Here is a 17,039-nt window from a genome sequence, read left to right on the forward strand (position 1 = left end):
GAATCAGGCCTGCACGTGCAGCCGGAAACCCGGCCGCCGGCGTCAGGATAAAAGGAAACCCTCACCAAGTAAATAAACATTTGGGATACGAACCGCTGGAAAGGGGCGCGAGCAGCCTCCATGTTGCGGCCGGGAGGGCGATTGACGGTCGCTCATTTTTGGTTATGGAACACTTTGCAAACCTGGGTAACAACTGTTTGATTGAGGATCGGGTGCGTCTGGGCTTCAAGTACCGGGCGCAATGCCTGAAAGCGCGCATTGGCGACAACGCCGTCATCCGCGCCATGAGCCTCATTTACGGCGATGTGGTGATCGGTCACAACTTCAAGGCCGGACGGGGTGTCGTGGTACGCGGCAACACCTTCATCGGCAATGACGTGGAGCTCGACAACGGCGTGATCATCGAAGGCAATGTGCAGATCGGCAACGGCGTCACCATCGGCGCCGGGTCTTACGTGCCCGCCGATGTCATCATCGGCAACCAGGTACGCATTGGCGCGGAGGTGGTGCTGAGTCTGGATCGGCGCCTGGACGAAGCCACGCGGCAGGCAGCGGCGAAAGCGGGCATGGTCATCGGCGACAAGGTGATCGTCGGTGCGCGTTCGATGATCTACCCGGGTGTCCACATCGGCGATGAATCGTATATCATGGAGGGGGCGAGGGTGACGGCGGACATCCCGCCGCAAAGCATGGCTTCCGGCGTGCCCGCAAAAATTTTCCCGCTGACCCGTGAACTGGCCAAAAAGCTGAAGATGGAATTCAGCGGTTGATCAGGCGGACGCGTCGCGCTGTGGGGAAGAATTTTCCGGACGCCACAGGCTGAGACCCATCATGAAGAACGTCAGCATGGCGACTTCGGAATCGAAGTAATTGGACTCGACCAGCCCGTAGGTGTGAAATCCCATCACCGCCGCCAGTCCGCCCAGCCGTTGCCAGGCCCGTTCCGGCTGAGCGGTGACGTCACGCCACCCCGCAAACGCGTATTTGAAATAAACCACCCAGATCGCCAGCCACGCCGCCAGTCCCAATATTCCGGTTTCCACCAGCAGCTGCAGCACATTGCTGTGCTGGGCACGGAACTGTTTCAGGATGGGATGCTGGGGGTAGTCCTCGGCCATCACCACGCCGCATCGAAACCCGCATCCGGTCCACGGATGGTCCTTGAAGATATCGAGCGCCGCCCGCCAGATATCCACCCGGTCCTGCATGCTCTGGTCAAAACGAAACAGGTTGCGCTCGGCATCGAGTTCGTAATGCAGCAGGTTGCGTTGCATGGGGTCGGGCAGCAGGGCCAGCACCAGCACGCCCGCTGCAACCAACCCAAGAAGAACACGCGGACTTTTGACCAGCAGCAGGAACCCCAGTCCGGTCAGAAATCCGAGCCAGGCGCCGCGCGACAGCGTCCACACCATGCCGCCGGCGATGCAGGCAAATGCCACACTGCCGAGCGCGCGCCGATCTTTCACGAATAGCAGCCGTCCTGTCAGCAGCAATCCGCTCAACATCATCATCTGCGCATAGGTGTTGACGGAGCCAAAGGTGCCGCGCGCCCGGGGGCCATACACGTCCGCCGCGATGAAGTGCTGGTAATACCCGGCGAGTCCGGAAACCGCGGCCGCCAGCACCAGCACGCTCGTGAAATAAGTGCGCGCATCCAGCGTGGCCAGGTAGGCAATGCCCCGGGTCATGAAGCGGAACGCGCTGCGGCGTTTTACCGTATCGGCCAGTTCGCTGAATACCCTGTGTGGCGTCAACGTCATCAGCGTGCTGAGTGTCCAGAACACGATCAGCGGCTCGCCGAACTTTTTCGCCTGAACCGAGCTCACCACAGGATCGTGCGCGGTGACGATGGCCAGCAGCGATGCCGCGATGAACAGGGCGAAGGGTAAAGCCAGTGAATGCGGTACCTGCGCCCAGCTGCGCAGCATCCAGGTTTTGAACATCCACGCCGCAATACCCACGAACAGGGCAATGGTCGTGAGCGAAATGGAAAAAGGAGAAAAAATCAGAAAAAGAGTGAGGCCGGCGAAATGGATGCGATCCAGTATGTTCTGGAGTCGGGTCATGGAGTCAGGAGTGGAGGTGGTGGCGTATTGTGGAGCCTCGGCCAGTGTTTCGACGTGCGTGTCCTTGCGGTCGGATACATGAAACCCTGATAAAATAACCCAATTGCCGGGGCGTATCAATTGGAATCCCCGTTCCTCACATCAAAACTTTTTGCCAGCGATACTGGTTTTGGATAGGATGAATGCCCTGTCCGGACGGTCCGCGACGGAGTGGCAACCGGTCTTCGATTCTTCAACTCTGCAAGCGCTCATGACATGACAGTCGATTACCTGGTGATAGGCGGCGGCATCATCGGCCTCTCGGTGGCGCGCGAATTGAAACGGCGTCATCCGTCCGCGCGCATCGCGGTGTTGGAAAAAGAAACGCGCTGCGGCGCGCACGCCAGCACCCGCAACAGTGGCGTGCTGCACGCCGGATTTTATTACACCGCCGACAGCCTGAAGGCCCGCTTCACCCGCGACGGCAACCGCCGCCTCACCCAATTCTGCGATGAACGCGGCCTCGCCATCCACAAATGCGGCAAGCTGGTCATTGCGAAGAACGAGGCGGAGCAGGCGGGACTGGACGAGTTGCTGCGCCGCGCCGAGGTCAACGGAGTGGCGCTGGGATCGATCACCGAACAACAGGCGCAGAAGATCGAGCCGCGTGTGCGCACCTGCGACCGCGCCCTGTTTTCGCCGAGCACCTCCACCGTCGATCCTTCGCAGGTGATGGACGCGCTGGAGCGCGAGGTGCGGCAGGCGGGCATCGATCTCCGGCTGGGCGAATCGTTCGTGCGTTGGCAGAACGGCGTCGTCGAAACGGCGCAGGAGCGGATTGAATGCGGGTACGTCGTCAACTCCGCCGGGCTGTACGCCGACCACGTGGCGCGGCAGTTCGGGTTTTCCGAGCATTACCGCATTCTGCCTTTCAAAGGATTGTACCTGTATTCCAATGAAACGGAGGGCGCGTTCAAAACGCATATCTACCCGGTGCCGGATCTCAAGCAGCCGTTCCTCGGCGTGCACTTTACGGTGACGGTGGACGGACGCGTCAAGATCGGGCCGACGGCCATCCCCGCGTTCTGGCGCGAGCAGTACCGGGGTCTGGGCAATTTCAGGATGCAGGAGGTGATCGATACCTGTCTGCGGCAACTGAACCTGGCTCTGCATTCGGATTTCGATTTCCACAAACTGGCGGTGGAGGAATTGAAGAAGCAGTACGCGCCTTACATGGTGCGGCAGGCGGCGCGCATGGCGCGGGGGGTGCGACCGAGTCAGTTCAAGCAATGGGGCGCGCCCGGCATCCGCGCGCAACTGGTGGATCTCAGGCAGCCGTCGCTGGTGATGGATTTTCTGATGGAAGGCGACGCGCACTCCCTGCACATCCTGAATGCTGTGTCGCCCGGCTTCACCTGCGCGTTTCCCTTCGCCGAGCACGTGTGCGACGAAATCGAACGCCTTCGATCTGCAACGCGCCCTAAGAAAACCGGTTGAACCGGGAGCACGCCGGTGGATCTTCGCGTCTCCCAAAATTCCTTTCCATTTTTCGAAACACCGTTTATCTTGATAAAGGGGTGCATTGAAACCTGCCTGAGGGGGAGGCCGTATTTGAATTGGAATGAACTCCATTTTATCGCCGCGCTGGGATTCCTTGTTCTGCTGACCCTCGGTCCGGTATTCGCCTGGCCGCAAACCCGCAAACTCACTCCCCTCGTTCTTTTCAGTTATATTCTTTTTCTGGCGATCCAATGGGATTTCGTCGCCGGTCCCGTGATGGCGTTTCACGATACGGCCTGGAACCTGGAAGGCTGGTACACGTTGATACAGCAATGGGTGTATGCCGGCGAGCCTCTTGGGTGGAACCCCTATCTCGGTGCCGGTCAGCCTTTTTCTATATACAATAATGTCCTGATAACGATCCCCGCTGTCGCCTTTTCCTGGTTGTTCAAAGTATTGGGTTTGCCGTTTTCTCCCACTCAAAACTTCAAGCTGATTTGGATATTTGCCCACCTGAATATCTGTAGTGGATCGTTGTTGTTTTTCCGAATCTTGTTCAAAGAAAACTGGATCTGCATGATGGGATTCATCTCCCTCCTGTTCGGCGGTTTATTTTTTGTCGAACTCGGAGAGAATATAGGGGTGTGTGTCCTGAGTTTTCTGCCCTACCTGTTGTTCTTCCTGATCCGGTTTTACCAGGAGAGAACATGGGCGCCCTTTGTCCTGTTCTTTCTTTTTTCTGGAGTAGCGGCCAACTATTACATTCCCACCTATCTCGTTTATACGCTGTTCTTTTTTGTATTGTCCGCCATCATCGTCAATCATTTTAAAAAGAACGTTTCACTGGTAGATGAAACCCGCGCATTGTGTAAGGTGATATGGAGCAAGCCGTTGGCGATGGTTCTGGCCCTGGTATTGCTGTTGATGACCGCCGCGCCGATGTTTTTGAATTATCTGGAAATCAAGGACTATGCTTCCCCCACTCGCGGATTCTCTGTGGATGGGGCCAAAACCACAGGCTCTACGCACCAGCCGGGAGTAGCGGTTCCTCTTTATAGATATCGGACGTTGGCTCACCTCGACATGAAGGACACGCTTGACACTCACAGTGGGTTTTACCTGGGCCTCATCCCTTGCATTGCCGTGGTGGCATCGCTGATCACCGGAGGTCATTGGCTCTTTATAACGCTGTGCCTGATCTTGGTGGTCATCGCATTGCCGGATATTTTTGGCTTTCCGTTCTGGCAGTGGTTCCGTCAGTACACCCCGTTGGGAGAAACTCTTCGACATACTTTTATGTTCGGACGATTGGCCACTTTCTTTCTCATACCCGCAGCCATGATGGGTTTATTGACCCTTCGAAATGGGAACGCGCCGATGCTTCGAAAAGTATTGGCAGTGGCGCTGGGCGCGACAGTCTGGGCTGCACTCAATTGGAGTGGATGGCCCCCTTCTCACCAGGTCAACATGGTGCTGGCGGCGTTGGCTCTGATCCTTCTGGCGAGCAGCCGGATGTTCCCGCATAAATTCTGGCCGACGACTTGCCTGATTCTCGTTTTGGGGTTTCATGCCCTGGACATGGTCGGGAATGCGTTCCGGTTTTCAATTCCTCAAGACCGGTTTTGGGGGAGGTTTGAGTATCCCCGTCAATACAGCTTGAATAAAATCCAGTATCCACAACGCTGGCAGGTGAAGCCGGAGAACAGCATCCCCGCTCCTCAGTATTTAAAATCCATTTATAATAAGGAAGCGATTTGGGCTAATAAATTTCCAGATTCCATGATGTGGTTGCAGAAAGATTTGAGTCAGTTTTTATTGCATCAGAAATTTCTTGATCCCGGTTTTCATTATTTCAACCCGAACTCTTACAGGAACGTCCAGTTAAAGCAGGCCGAGGGAAGCATATTTTATGTTTTGCGGGCCCAGGAGGGTAAAGAGGTGGAAGATATCTCCCTGCAAGCTCTCAAGCAGGTCGCAAAAATGGATCGGCCTGTTTTAAAATTAGAACATGTGTTCAATGAAACCGATGGAAGTCAGAGTGCGGCGAACAATGAATCGGGGACGCAAAGCCAACCAGATTCTTCTTCACAGAATGCACCTCTCTGGGTGTCTTTTTCCATCCAAAGTGGGTTTCAGCCAGACCGTCTGGAAATGCACACTCGCCCTTGGGCAATGCCGTGGAAGGGCGACCATGTGGAGTTGTGGGAAAGTGAAGATCAACGTTCCTGGACGTTTCTTCAAAAACTGGATATTCAGGATGCCACTCCACATCAGGGCAACCACACATGGACGTTCCCGTTGAAGAAACCGATTTCCAACTCTTACTTCAAGTTGGTTATCGATCGAAAGCATTTCAATTTTTTTTCGGGAGTGCAATTGGTCGAATCCGAATCTGGCATAAAACAAGGTGGAGTGAAGGGTTTAAAAAATCCAATTTTGATGCCTGGCAGCGGTCTTCTCGTTCAGCGCCCCTCTGCCAGTTCAAACCGGGTGACATTGGATATCAACTTCCCTCAGGCCGGTTATATTTTAAGAATGGAGAACTATCATAAAAACTGGACGGCCACGCTGGATGGGGAAGACGTTCCCATCACCCGCGTGCAGCCCAATTTCCAGACGGTGCGGGTTCCGGCCGGCAAACATGTGCTGACGTTTCAGTTTGAGTCCGTGTATCCCAAACTGGTGTTGTTGCATATTGTGACGGGTGTGCTGGGAGGGGTGGTTTTGCTGGGGTGGCTGGCGGGCGTTCGGCTCGACCGGTTCCGGCAGTGGGTGCCGCCTTTGAGGCAGACGACTCACACGGAACGGTGAGCGTTTGGGATCAGTAGGCGTTGGACTTTTGTAAGATGGCGGGGTCGAGGGGGATGGTTTTGAGCAGTTCGACGATTTTCTCCCCGGCGTCGCCCTGCCCATACACGTTTTCAACGGCACGGAAATCGGCTTCCAGCGCTTGCCGGATGCCCTGCAGGATGGCGTCCTTCCCGGCGGTCACGTCGATCACGTTGCCGCTGCGTTCGCGCCCGGTTTGACGTGTGCCGATGTTCACCACCGGCCGGCCGAAGCTGGCGGACTCGATGATGCCGCTGCTGGAGTTGCCCACCATCACGTCCGCGCCGGCCAGCCACGAAACAAATTCTTCACGCGGCATGTGCACCACCACGCGGAACCGCTCGCGGTCGCGGAACTGTTCGATGACGTCGCGGATGCGATCGCCGCCCGCATCGGCGTTTGGCATCAATACCACCGCCTGCATGCCGGATTCCACCAACGCTTCCATCAGGTGCACGGTCTGCTGCGGCAGCGTGTGCATCTCCTGCACCACCGGATGGAACAGGACCAGCGCCAGCGGCTGTGTGGGATCGAGGTGTTGCGCGGCGCACAGGTCCTGCCGCGACCGCGTCGCCAGTTCCTTCAGGCCGTCGAGCCCCGGCGCGCCGGTGATGAAGATGCGGTCCGTCCGTTCTCCCATCCGCACCAGCCGTTCGCGGGATGTTTCGGTAGCGACGAAATGGTAGTGTGCCAGTTTGGAAATGGCGTGGCGTACCGGTTCGTCCACGGTGCCGGAGCGTTCGCCGCCGTGCAGGTGCACGACCGGGATGTTGAGATGAATCGCAGCCAACGCTCCCGCCAGTTGTTCGCCCCGGTCCCCAAGCACCAGCACGGCATCGGGCCGCTCACATTCCAGCGCATCGGTCATGCCGGTCAGTTCCGCACCCAAAGCCCGCGCCATGGCACCGCCCGACGTTTCGGTCAAATCGACCGGAATGCGCGCCGCGATGCGCAGGCCGGCGGCTTCGATTTCATCGACGGTGTTGCCGTAGTGTTCGGAGAGGTGCATGCCGGTGACGGAGAGCGAAAGATCGAGTTCCGGATCGGCGTGGATGCGCAGCAGAGTGGAGCGCAACAAGCCGAAGTCGGCGCGGGTGCCGGAAACGTAAACGAATTTTCTCATGGCTCGAGATCCGGCCAGCACAGGGTGTGAAAGGCGGGGCAGTCCAATCGCAGTTTTTTGCCGATCACCTCGCCCATCTCCTTGGGCGGGATGCCGGTTCCGGGACGCAACAGCACCAGGTCGTCCGCCGTCACCACGCTGCCCGCTTTCAGGGCGCGTGCCAGCGTAACGCTTTTGCGCACCACATCGCGCACCGGCAGTTCGGTCGCCGTGGGCTGTTTGTATTTGGAACCGAGCGCTTCTTCAATGGACCGGATGTGGTGCACCAGTTCCTTCAACTCGTCCGGTTCCAGCGAGGCGGCGTGGTCGGGGCCGGGCAGGCGCCGGTCCAGCGTGTAATGCTTTTCGATCACCGTCGCCCCCAGGCTCACCGCCACCGGCGCCAGCAGTGTGCCCACCGTGTGATCGGAATAACCGACCGGCAGGCTCAACTCCGCGTGCAGAGTCACCATCGCATTCAGGTGAACGTCGCTGAACGCCGCCGGGTAGTTCGACGTGCAGTGTAGGATGGTCAGCATGTCCGCCAGCGCTTCCGGAAACGCGAGACGGGCGCGGGTGGCGCGGATGGCCTCGACCGCGTCGTGCACTTCCTCCAGCGTCGCCATGCCGGTGGATAAAATGATGGGCAGGCCTTTCGACGCGATGTGTTCGAGAAACGGCAGGTTGGTGATTTCCCCCGATGGCACCTTGAAGCGTTTCATGCCCAGCTTGACGAGGAAGTCCGCCGCGTCGTGATCGAACGGCGTGGACATGAATTCCAGTCCCAGCTTTTCGCTGTGTTGCTTCAGTTGATGATGGAAGTCGGGAGAGAGTTCCAGCTTCTTGAGCAATTCAAACTGGCTCTCGTGTCCCGTCAAGTGTTTCTGGTAACCGGTGGTCTGCGCTTTCGGGGTGGCCAGTTTTTCCGCGCGGAAGGTTTGGAACTTCACCGCGTCGGCTCCGGCGTTCGCGGCGGCTTCGATCAGTTGAAACGCCAGCCGTTCGTCACCGTTGTGATTGACGCCGGCCTCGGCGATGATGAAGCAACGCGATTCCTCTACCATGCGGTCCACCCTCCATCGACGACGAGGTTCTGTCCGGTCATGTACGACGACGCTTCCGACGCCAGGAACAGCACCGCGCCGCACATTTCGTCCGGCTCGGCCATACGGCCCAGTGGCGCCTTGGCGCTGTAGCGTTGCACAAAGGTGTCGTTCTGTCCGCTGAACACGCCGCCCGGCGTCACGGCATTCACGCGTACGCCCTTGTTGCCCCAGTACGCGGCGAGGTATTTCGTCAACCCCCACACCGCCGCCTTGCTGGTGCTGTACACCGCCGGGGTGTTGATGGTGCGGCCTTCGTATTGCGAGCCTTCGTAGATGCGCTGGTCCGGTGCGACGAGGCCATATATGGAAAGGGTGTTGATGATGCTGCCGTGCCCGCGCTCGGCCATGGCGGAACCGAACACCTGACAACCCAGCATGACGCCGGTGGTGTTGACCGCCATAACCTGATTCCAGTCGTCGAGCGGAAAGGTTTCGAACGGTTCGAAGAAGTTCGGACTTTTGACGGCGGCGTTGTTGATGAGCACGTCCACCAGTCCAAACTCGGCTTCGAGAACGTGGTTGAGCGATTTGAGTTCTTCCTGGTTGGTGATGTCCGTGGCGTAGGCGCGCGCGGCATCGGGATGCGTGGCGTTGACAGCGTTTACCACCGCCTGCGCCTTATCGACGTCCCGGTCCACCACCGCCACGCGGGCGCCCTGCGCAACCAACGCCAACGTGAAGCGGCTGCCCAGAATGCCGCCGCCTCCCGTCAACAGAACCACCTTGCCGCTCAGATCAAATTTTGTTTTTTCCGGCATCACGTTTTTCCTGCATGAAAAATTCGACCAGTTTGAGATCCACCGGATGATCGATGTCGATCGACCGTTCGCGCGGCATGACGTGCAGCCGGGCCCGTCCTTCCCACAACCCTTTCGATAGCGTGTGCCGGTGCCAGACATAGATCGACGCGTTCATCGCATACACTTTCGGGGCCGCTTGCCGCCGGTATGGAGCGTCGGCGTCACTGGGTTTCACCAATCCATAATAACCGTCCGGCTGTTGTTCGACCATATTGAAGTAGGGATTTTTTTCCGCTTCGTAACCGGTGATGACCACATCGGTGTCGTCATCGAGCAGATGGATGCAGGCTTCGATATCGGCCACCTCACGCAGGGGCGAGGTGGGATCGAGATCGACAACGGTTCGCACGTCCACGCCTGTTTGGATCACTCCGTTCACCAGATGCTCGATGACGGGAATCTTGGCGGCGGTGTCGGTGGCCAACTCGGCGGGGCGCATGAACGGCACTTCCGCCCCCGCTTGCCGCGCCACCTCGGCGATCTCAGCATCCTCCGTGGATACATACACCCGATCGATGAGAGTGCAGGCCTGCGCCTGTTCTATGGTGTAGGCGATCAGCGGCTTGCCGAGAATCGGGAGAATATTTTTGCGCGGCACGCCTTTGGACCCGCCGCGGGCGCAGAGGGTGGCGATGGTCGTCATGGGGTGTCTCCGAGTTTGGAACGCAAAGCCAGTTCCGTGGTTTTCAATCCGTCGGCGATGTCGAGGCAGGTCGGTTGCAGGGTTTCCACGCACTTGATGAAATGTCGCATGGCGGTCTTGTAGGAGTCGGCCATGGCGAATCCGTCGTTGCCGCAATCGATGACTTCCGTTTCGCGCGGTCCGATTTTCCGGAGCGTCTGTTCACCGAGATCCCAGATCAGGGTGGCACGGTCGCCGACCAGCTCGTAGCGGCGCACCGGGCGGCGCGACACGTAATCCATGTTCAGCGTCACCAGCGGCGGGCCGCTTTTCTTTTTGAGCAGGATCGATGCCGTGTCCTCCGCATCGATTTCGAGCATGCTGAACTTTCCGGTATGACCGGTCACATGTTCGAATTCGCCGAACCACCAGCGGATGAGGTCCAGCTCGTGAATGAGGTCGAAGACCACGCCACCGCCCAGATCGCGGCGGGCGCTGTAGCTCTGCCGGTAATCCTGAAACGTGCGCCAGTCCGGCAGCCACTGGCCGACGGTCAACTGTGCGCGCACCACGGTTCCCAGCGACCCCTCCTTCAATATATCGCGGATACGGAGGAGGGATTTCAGAAACCGCAGGTTGCATCCGACTAGCGTCGGGCCGCTGAACTTGTTTTCTTTGAGCAGGCGGCGCAGCGTGTCCACATCCGTCTGCCGCGTCACCACGGGTTTTTCGATGTAAAACGGGATGGTGGCTTCGACCAGCGCCGTGATCGCATCCATGTGCAGGCCGGAAGGCGTCGCGATCACGGCATAGTCAGGACGCGGTTTCAGCGTTTCGTAAAAATTGGCAACGACGTCCGCGTTGCAGGATTCGGCGAGCGCATCGCGAGAGGCGGTTCGCCGTAGAAACACGAATTCGGTATCCGGGCGCATCTCGCGAATGTTGTGAACGTGCCGGGTACCGATGGACCCGGTGCCGATGATCAAAGCCCGCATGAGTCTTTCCCCGTCTGGTGTGCCGATTTAAACTTCTCGGCTTAATTTGGAGGAATTTTTAGAGGTTAAGGAATTTCCGGACAATCCCCAATCCCATTTCTCCACTTTTCTCAGGATGAAACTGACATCCGTACAGGTTGTCTTTATTGAGAGCCGCCGTGAGTTGTTGCCCGTCATACAGGCAATCTGCCAGGCGATGGCCATCGTTAATCGGCGCCGCCATGAACGAATGAATGAAGTACATGGGTGCGCCCGGTTCCACCGTGTCAAGAATCGTATTGTGCCAGTCGGCACGTTGGGGAGGAAGCTTCAGTTCGTTCCAGCCAATATGCGGGATTTTGTGTGGCGTCCCGTCTATGCCCACCCTGGGAACTGGTACGACCTTGCCGGGAATCAATTCCAGTCCTGAGTGGTGACCGAACTCTTCACTGCTTTCGAGCATCATCTGCATTCCCAGGCAGATACCCAGAAACGGTCTCCCGGACTTGCAGAAGGCTTTAATGGGTTCCACCAGATTCTGCGTTCTAAGGCCGTTCATGCCGTCAGCAAACGCCCCGACCCCGGGCAAAACCAGACGTTCGGCATCGACCACGTCCCCGGGCGATTCCGCCACCTGTGTTTTGGCTCCGCAATGTTCAAAAGCACGCACCACGTTCAACAGGTTGCTGATGCCGTAGTCGATGATGCTGACTCGAGGATCTTTCACAATTTGCGGACGTGAAGGTTAGCTTGCCGGGCGGCATTTCGGATCTCAGGCAGGGGCATTCTGCGGTAATGCAGGATGTCGGCCATGGCAACGGCATCTGCGCCGGCATCGACGGCGGCGCGCAAGTGATCTGTGTTTCCCATGCCACCACTTATAATAACAGGCACTGGTACGGTTTCTGTCACAGCGCGGACGAGTTCCAAGTCAAACCCTTTGCGTGTGCCTTCGCAGTCAACGGAGGTGAGCAGAATCTCTCCTGCCCCCAGTTCTACACCCTGCCGGACCCATTCCAGAACATCGCGTCCGGTTTTCTCGCGTCCGTTATCCGTGTAAGCTTCCCATTTACCCGGGGCGATCCGTTTGGCTTCAATGGAGAGGACCATGCACTGCGAGCCGAAACGATTGCGCATTTCACGAATGAGGTCGGGGCGGTGGATGGCGGCGGTGTTGATGGCCACCTTGTCTGCGCCGGAGCGTAAAATATGCCGGGCGTCGTCCACGGAACGGATGCCGCCGCCCACGGTGATGGGGATGAACACGTTTTCAACGGTGCGCCGGACGATGTCGCTCAGATTGTTGCGGCCGTACAGGCTGGCGACGATGTCCATGTAGATCAACTCGTCCGCACCGTCCCGGTAATAGCCCACGGCGAATTCGTTGGGATCGCCCATCACACGCAGGCCTTCCAGGTGAATCCCCTTGACCAGATTGGGGCCCTTGATGTCCAGCCGGGGAATCAGGCGGATGTTGCTCATGTCTGGGGAACGGAGGCCTCGTGCCAGACAGCGTGGCGCAGGTGCCATTGGCCATCTTCGTGTTTCCAGATGTGCGGAGAACGGAAGGTGTCCGCCAGCCGGTTGAAGTATTCGCGGTCCATGATGGGTTGTTCGAACATTTTCGCCGCATCCGGGAATTCTTTCGGTGGCAGGCTGAGGTACTGAAAGATTTCGTCGGCAAAGCGTTCCGGCCATTCGAGGTCGAAGCGTTTGACCAGCGCAACACCTTCTTCGCGGATGATGTCGCCGGAGCGGATTTCCTGCGCGGCATCGTAGGTGGCGCGGCCGATGCCGAACTTGATGCCGGTGGTGTAGTAATGGAAGTCGTCGATGCGATCATCGATGCTGTTGTACTTGCTGTAGGTGCCCGGTGTGCGTTCCGGAGAGGCTTCGAACCCGCCGTGCTCCACCGAGTAATAGTAACAACTCTGTGGATGCCACTTGTGGTAGTAGCCGAGGTAATGCACCTCGGTTTTTTTGGATTCCAGTTCGGCAGGATCGGCGGGCATGTAGGGAAGCAGGTCCTGTTCCTCCACCTTGAATCGATTTTTCAGGTCCGCCAGCGACACGCCTCCAAGAAATACGCTTTCCTGATCCTGGGAAGTGAAATACGCATGGTCGCGCCGGGCGCTGGAAGCGTCCGCCAGGGGATTGCCGTATTCGGATTCGTTTTCCCCGTAAAACACCAGCGGAATGTTGAACATTGCCGCCATTTTCGGGGCGAGGGATTTTTGCCCGATGATGAACGCCTGGAAGGGGTGGAACAACACTTCCACGGAAAGCCGCGTGAGCAGACGATGCGCGCGTCCGTTGGGGGTCATCAGGTAATTGTCGTGACCGGCATGAATCCATCGTTGAAAATTACGCCAGCCCCATTCGGTGTAGATATGAGGTGCCCAGGTGACGGTGAGCGGGTGCATGCCGTATTGCGTTTTCAGAATGTGCGACGCGTAAAAACTGTCCTTACCGCCGGAGCCGGGCACCAGGCAGTCGTAAGAACCGTCTTTGCTTCGGAAGCTGTCACACAAATCGCGTAGCTCGTGTTCCCGTTCTTCCCAGTTGATGGTGCCCTGCTTGGATTCCGCCAGCCGGCAGGCGTCGCAGACCCCTTCCTCATCCACATTGATGGTGGCTTTCCGGCTTTCCTTTGTATGGGCGTATTCCACTGCCGAGTTGGGGCGCTGGTTGGAGATCACGCACCGTTTGCAGAATTGGATCTCGCGCGGCAGGCCGAATTTGATTTCGGCCGGTTCGTTGTCAGTGAATCGGCTGAGATCCACGGGTTGAGGATAGCGAAGAATTTCCATGGTTGATTTTGATGGGTTGATGAGTGTGGGTTTCTGAGCAAATCTTTCAAGTCATTGTTTGCCCGGTCGGTACAGGAGAGACGGATGAAGCCATCCGTCTGACTGCGGGCTGGTTTTATTATGCCTGCTAATCCTTGATTGTCAACCTGTTGAATCCGGGGCAAAAAGACGCGGCAAAACGAGGCATTTCCCGGTCAGGCGCGCACTTCTTTAGGGTAGGGGTTGCGCTTGGTGGCGTCCTGATACAGGGTTGAGGGCTCGCCGTCCGGGATGTTGTGATTCTTCCGCCAGGTCTGTTCGTAGGCGTCCATCAGCCGGTAGTTCTTGGTGAGCATGATCTCGCGCAGGCCGACGATCTCGATGGCGTTGAAATTGTGCGAAATCACTGCCGTCGGTTTGCTGGCGTCGCCCAGGTCGAGCAGAAATGCTTCCAAGTCGCCGCCGTACTGGTTCTCGATGGTCTTGCGGTACACGCTGAACCACTCGGAGCCGGGGTAGGGCGTCGCGAAATGCGGTTTGACGATGATGCCCAGTTCGTCCCACGCCTGCATGTTCTGGCGCAAGGATTCGAAGTCCTCGTTGGGGAAACCGATGATGATGTTGGGGATGGGGCGGATGCCCGACTCCAGTGTGTAAAAGAAGCTCCGGATGTTGTTCTTCACGGTCGCGCCTTTGCCCACGGTTTTCATGACGTGCGGGGCGAAGGATTCGTATCCGTACACGAGGTGCGAACACCCGGCCTCATGCATGACCTTCAGAATTTCGGGATTCGACAGAGACGTGTGGCTGGTTCCGCTCCAGTAAATACCGGTCCAGCCGGTGAGGTCGCCTTGCTCATCGTACTGCGGTTTGGGGGCGAGACCGTATTCATGCCACAGCCGGCAGATTTCTTTCAGCCAGGTGCCGCCGGACGAGGTGTTCATTGTCATCAGGTTTTCGTCGAGGAAGCCGACGAAGTCGATTTGGTACGTGTCGTACATGTGCTTCGCCATATTGACGATGTACTCGGGGCTGTGGTAGCGGATCACGCGCGTGTACTGGCCGGGCAGGTCGAACTCGACGTTGGAGTTGCCGTCGCCGTCTTGTTTGTAGCGCATGTCACCGGCCACGGCTGAGAAACTGCACGTTGCGCCGGGCATTTTCCAGCGACATGGCGCCGATGCGGTCCATATCGGCGACCAGCTTCTGCGCCCACTCGCCGGTGAGGTTCGTCGGATTGGGATTTTCAGTCGAAGACATGCTGGCGTTGGCGGTGGATAGTGGGAAGACGGGTTATTTCTGGACGGGCTTGTTGAGGTCCCACGCCACTTTTTTCTTTTTGACGAACGCGATACTGCCGCCCAGGTGCTTCATGGCCTCGCGTTCGAACTTGGACTCGAGATTTTCATTCTCGCCCTGCTTCGCTTCGACGTTTTTCTTGAGATCGTAGTTGCCTTTGAGTAATGACATGGTGTGTTTCCGATATAATGATTGAGGGTGATCCTGGGAAAACCGTTGCGGACGGTTCCCTTAAAACGGAAAAAAGATTGCAAAACCAAAGACTTATGTAGAATTTATTGTAAGTGTAAATAAGGAGGTTGTCAACAAAGAGCGAGCACGCTGATTCTGGTATTTTGAGGAGATTCAAGCGGGGAATGGCTTGTTTTTCACAGGTAGTTGCGCCATATAATCGACAATGCGTTCCGCTGCCCCGGGTAAAACTTCAAAGATCGTCCCCTTGATATCCGTTGCATCGTGCGATTCGAACTGACGCTTTATGGCTGTCTCCAGTTCAGCATCCGAACGAGCCTCCAGCGCCACCCCTTCGGAAACGTAAGGCACAGCGGCCGGCCGGTTTGTAGGGTTCAGGATCACCAGCGACACGCCACTCAATAATCCCAGATAACCCACAGTTGACTGATACGTCACGTTCACACTTGAACGAGTGAGCAGTTCTTTGAGGTCGGTGTCGTGAGTCAACTCGATGTTTTCCGGCAACGCCGGCACCTTGGCAACAAACTCGTTTCTGGGAACGCCGGGATGGAGTTTGATTACGAACTTCCAGTCTTTTCTTCTTTCTGCCAGTTTTATGATCTCCTTGGAGAGTGCGTACAAAAGCTCACGCAGGCCGGGAGTGAAAAAGGTGATCACCGGTTTATTCTCATTTATATATGCCCGCCGCCGTTGCATCATTCCCGAGGAACGCAACTCATCGACCCAGTTGGACAGGAAAGGCTGACCTAACGCCGCCACCCGCCAGTCTTCAAGGCCTACAGCCAGCATGCGTTGGCGCACGGATTCGTTGGGAACGATGATCCGGTCGGGCCACTCCTCTTTCGGAAGAATGGGACCCGGAGCATCCAGAGGCTTGTTGCCAAAAATGGAATAGCCGAACAGATCTTCAATGCGGACGGAAAGAATTCCCTTCTTCAAGGCGGCGAGATGCGCCGCTTTCTCCATCCGCACATGGCAGGTGGTGACGACGATGTCCGGTTTTTCGACTTCCAGCACTTTTTCAAGAAATTGGATGGGAAGAAACGCCTTGCGTTGCTTTTCCCGGTACTCGTCCCAGGCCTGTTCTTCGCCGACGGACTCGATGAGGTCCGTCATCGAAACTCCCAGGTAGGCACATGATTCCTCGTGGGGGACGGTGGAGGAAGCGTCCCATATTTCATCGGTCAAACGCGTGCCGAGTTCCACAGCGCCTTCATAGCCTGCAAGCGGCAGGTAATCGGCGCATCGTTTGAAGGGGATGCCTAAGGGTTTCAGCCGGTTACCGGCGATGGTGAGGGCGAGAATCCGGCACTCCAAATCGGGGTGAGCGGCCACGGCGGGCGCCAGGCTGAGCACCACTTCTACATGGCTCCCACCGTATGTGACAAACAGGATTTTATTATTTTTTTGGGGCAAGAGGTTTTTGGTTCGATTTGGATAGAAAGTTTAACTGACAATATGAGTCAGCTTCCACTCGCCGTTTTCACGTTCCCAAACATTGGATTGCTCTCGATAAAAATCCATAACTTCCCAGAAAAAATCTTCTTCGATGCCTAAATACTCGAGCATCCATGGGAAATAGCGTTTGGGAAACTCATGATCATAACGGTGAACGAGTGCGACTCCTTTCCTTGCTTCGGAAGCGGTCACACAAATCGCGTAGCTCGTGTTCCCGTTCTTCCCAGTTGATGGTGCCCTGCTTGGATGCTTTCGGTTCGCCGGGGCGGTTTCGGTTCTTCCCTCGCCGCTCTTGACAGGCCGATAAAACGAACCGGATC

General features: G+C 57.2%; 17 protein-coding genes. 3 read left to right on the forward strand and 14 right to left on the reverse strand.

Features of this window, described 5'->3' with window-relative positions; all coding sequences use genetic code 11:
- Positions 1 to 164 precede the first annotated feature (164 nt).
- A complete protein-coding gene (locus QML71_RS00690; RefSeq protein ID WP_282009971.1) occupies positions 165 to 770 on the forward strand; it encodes a DapH/DapD/GlmU-related protein in 606 nt (201 codons plus the stop codon).
- Here QML71_RS00690 and QML71_RS00695 read toward each other — a convergent pair whose 3' ends face one another.
- The gene (locus QML71_RS00695) at positions 771 to 2,186 is read right to left on the reverse strand and encodes an O-antigen ligase family protein (RefSeq protein ID WP_282009972.1); all 1,416 of its coding nucleotides are present in this window, start codon (positions 2,184 to 2,186) and stop codon (positions 771 to 773) included. It abuts the gene before it with no gap.
- A gap of 135 nt (positions 2,187 to 2,321) precedes the next feature.
- Between QML71_RS00695 and lhgD the strand changes: the two genes are divergently transcribed.
- Together lhgD and QML71_RS00705 are read left to right on the forward strand one after the other, a co-directional pair.
- Positions 2,322 to 3,542, forward strand: coding sequence for an L-2-hydroxyglutarate dehydrogenase (gene lhgD, locus QML71_RS00700; protein ID WP_282009973.1), 1,221 nt, complete (start codon positions 2,322 to 2,324; stop codon positions 3,540 to 3,542).
- Between the two features lie 15 nt (positions 3,543 to 3,557).
- Entirely contained in the window at positions 3,558 to 6,356 is a 2,799-nt protein-coding gene (locus tag QML71_RS00705) for a putative glycosyltransferase family protein (RefSeq protein ID WP_282009974.1), read from the forward strand.
- 10 nt (positions 6,357 to 6,366) lie between these two features.
- On the opposite strand, the gene neuC is transcribed toward QML71_RS00705, so the two are convergent.
- The 13 genes from neuC to QML71_RS00770 form a co-directional block, all read right to left on the reverse strand.
- On the reverse strand, positions 6,367 to 7,497 hold the full coding sequence (gene neuC / locus QML71_RS00710; RefSeq protein ID WP_282009975.1) for a UDP-N-acetylglucosamine 2-epimerase: 1,131 nt from the start codon (positions 7,495 to 7,497) through the stop codon (positions 6,367 to 6,369).
- The gene (gene neuB / locus QML71_RS00715; protein WP_282009976.1) at positions 7,494 to 8,540 is read right to left on the reverse strand and encodes an N-acetylneuraminate synthase; all 1,047 of its coding nucleotides are present in this window, start codon (positions 8,538 to 8,540) and stop codon (positions 7,494 to 7,496) included. The genes neuC and neuB overlap by 4 nt, the downstream gene beginning before the upstream one ends.
- Positions 8,534 to 9,340, reverse strand: a complete 807-nt coding sequence (locus QML71_RS00720; protein ID WP_282009977.1) for an SDR family oxidoreductase — start codon at positions 9,338 to 9,340, stop codon at positions 8,534 to 8,536. The genes neuB and QML71_RS00720 overlap by 7 nt, the downstream gene beginning before the upstream one ends.
- A complete protein-coding gene (locus tag QML71_RS00725; protein WP_282009978.1) occupies positions 9,318 to 10,025 on the reverse strand; it encodes an acylneuraminate cytidylyltransferase family protein in 708 nt (235 codons plus the stop codon). The genes QML71_RS00720 and QML71_RS00725 overlap by 23 nt, the downstream gene beginning before the upstream one ends.
- Positions 10,022 to 10,999, reverse strand: a complete 978-nt coding sequence (locus QML71_RS00730) for a Gfo/Idh/MocA family protein (RefSeq protein ID WP_282009979.1) — start codon at positions 10,997 to 10,999, stop codon at positions 10,022 to 10,024. Before QML71_RS00730 ends, QML71_RS00725 begins: the two co-directional genes overlap by 4 nt.
- A 58-nt stretch (positions 11,000 to 11,057) precedes the next feature.
- Complete coding sequence (gene hisH, locus QML71_RS00735) at positions 11,058 to 11,705, reverse strand: imidazole glycerol phosphate synthase subunit HisH (RefSeq protein WP_282009980.1); 648 nt, start codon at positions 11,703 to 11,705, stop codon at positions 11,058 to 11,060.
- The gene (gene hisF / locus QML71_RS00740) at positions 11,702 to 12,460 is read right to left on the reverse strand and encodes an imidazole glycerol phosphate synthase subunit HisF (protein ID WP_282009981.1); all 759 of its coding nucleotides are present in this window, start codon (positions 12,458 to 12,460) and stop codon (positions 11,702 to 11,704) included. Before hisF ends, hisH begins: the two co-directional genes overlap by 4 nt.
- Positions 12,457 to 13,788: an N-acetyl sugar amidotransferase gene (locus tag QML71_RS00745; RefSeq protein WP_282009982.1), complete on the reverse strand. Its 1,332-nt coding sequence runs from the start codon at positions 13,786 to 13,788 to the stop codon at positions 12,457 to 12,459. The genes hisF and QML71_RS00745 overlap by 4 nt, the downstream gene beginning before the upstream one ends.
- Before the next feature lie 194 nt (positions 13,789 to 13,982).
- Positions 13,983 to 14,885 (reverse strand): B12-binding domain-containing radical SAM protein, encoded by a 903-nt coding sequence (locus tag QML71_RS00750; RefSeq protein WP_282009983.1) that lies wholly within the window; start codon positions 14,883 to 14,885, stop codon positions 13,983 to 13,985.
- Position 14,886: 1 nt separating this feature from the next.
- Positions 14,887 to 15,027 carry a hypothetical protein gene (locus QML71_RS00755; RefSeq protein ID WP_282009984.1) on the reverse strand — a complete coding sequence of 47 codons (141 nt, stop codon included), beginning with the start codon at positions 15,025 to 15,027 and terminating at the stop codon, positions 14,887 to 14,889.
- A gap of 33 nt (positions 15,028 to 15,060) precedes the next feature.
- Positions 15,061 to 15,237 (reverse strand): hypothetical protein, encoded by a 177-nt coding sequence (locus QML71_RS00760; protein ID WP_282009985.1) that lies wholly within the window; start codon positions 15,235 to 15,237, stop codon positions 15,061 to 15,063.
- Between the two features lie 174 nt (positions 15,238 to 15,411).
- A complete protein-coding gene (locus tag QML71_RS00765; protein ID WP_282009986.1) occupies positions 15,412 to 16,620 on the reverse strand; it encodes a hypothetical protein in 1,209 nt (402 codons plus the stop codon).
- Between the two features lie 87 nt (positions 16,621 to 16,707).
- Complete coding sequence (locus QML71_RS00770; RefSeq protein ID WP_503629693.1) at positions 16,708 to 16,917, reverse strand: hypothetical protein; 210 nt, start codon at positions 16,915 to 16,917, stop codon at positions 16,708 to 16,710.
- Positions 16,918 to 17,039: the final 122 nt, after the last annotated feature.

Source organism: Nitrospina watsonii, from assembly GCF_946900835.1.
GTDB lineage: Bacteria > Nitrospinota > Nitrospinia > Nitrospinales > Nitrospinaceae > Nitrospina > Nitrospina watsonii.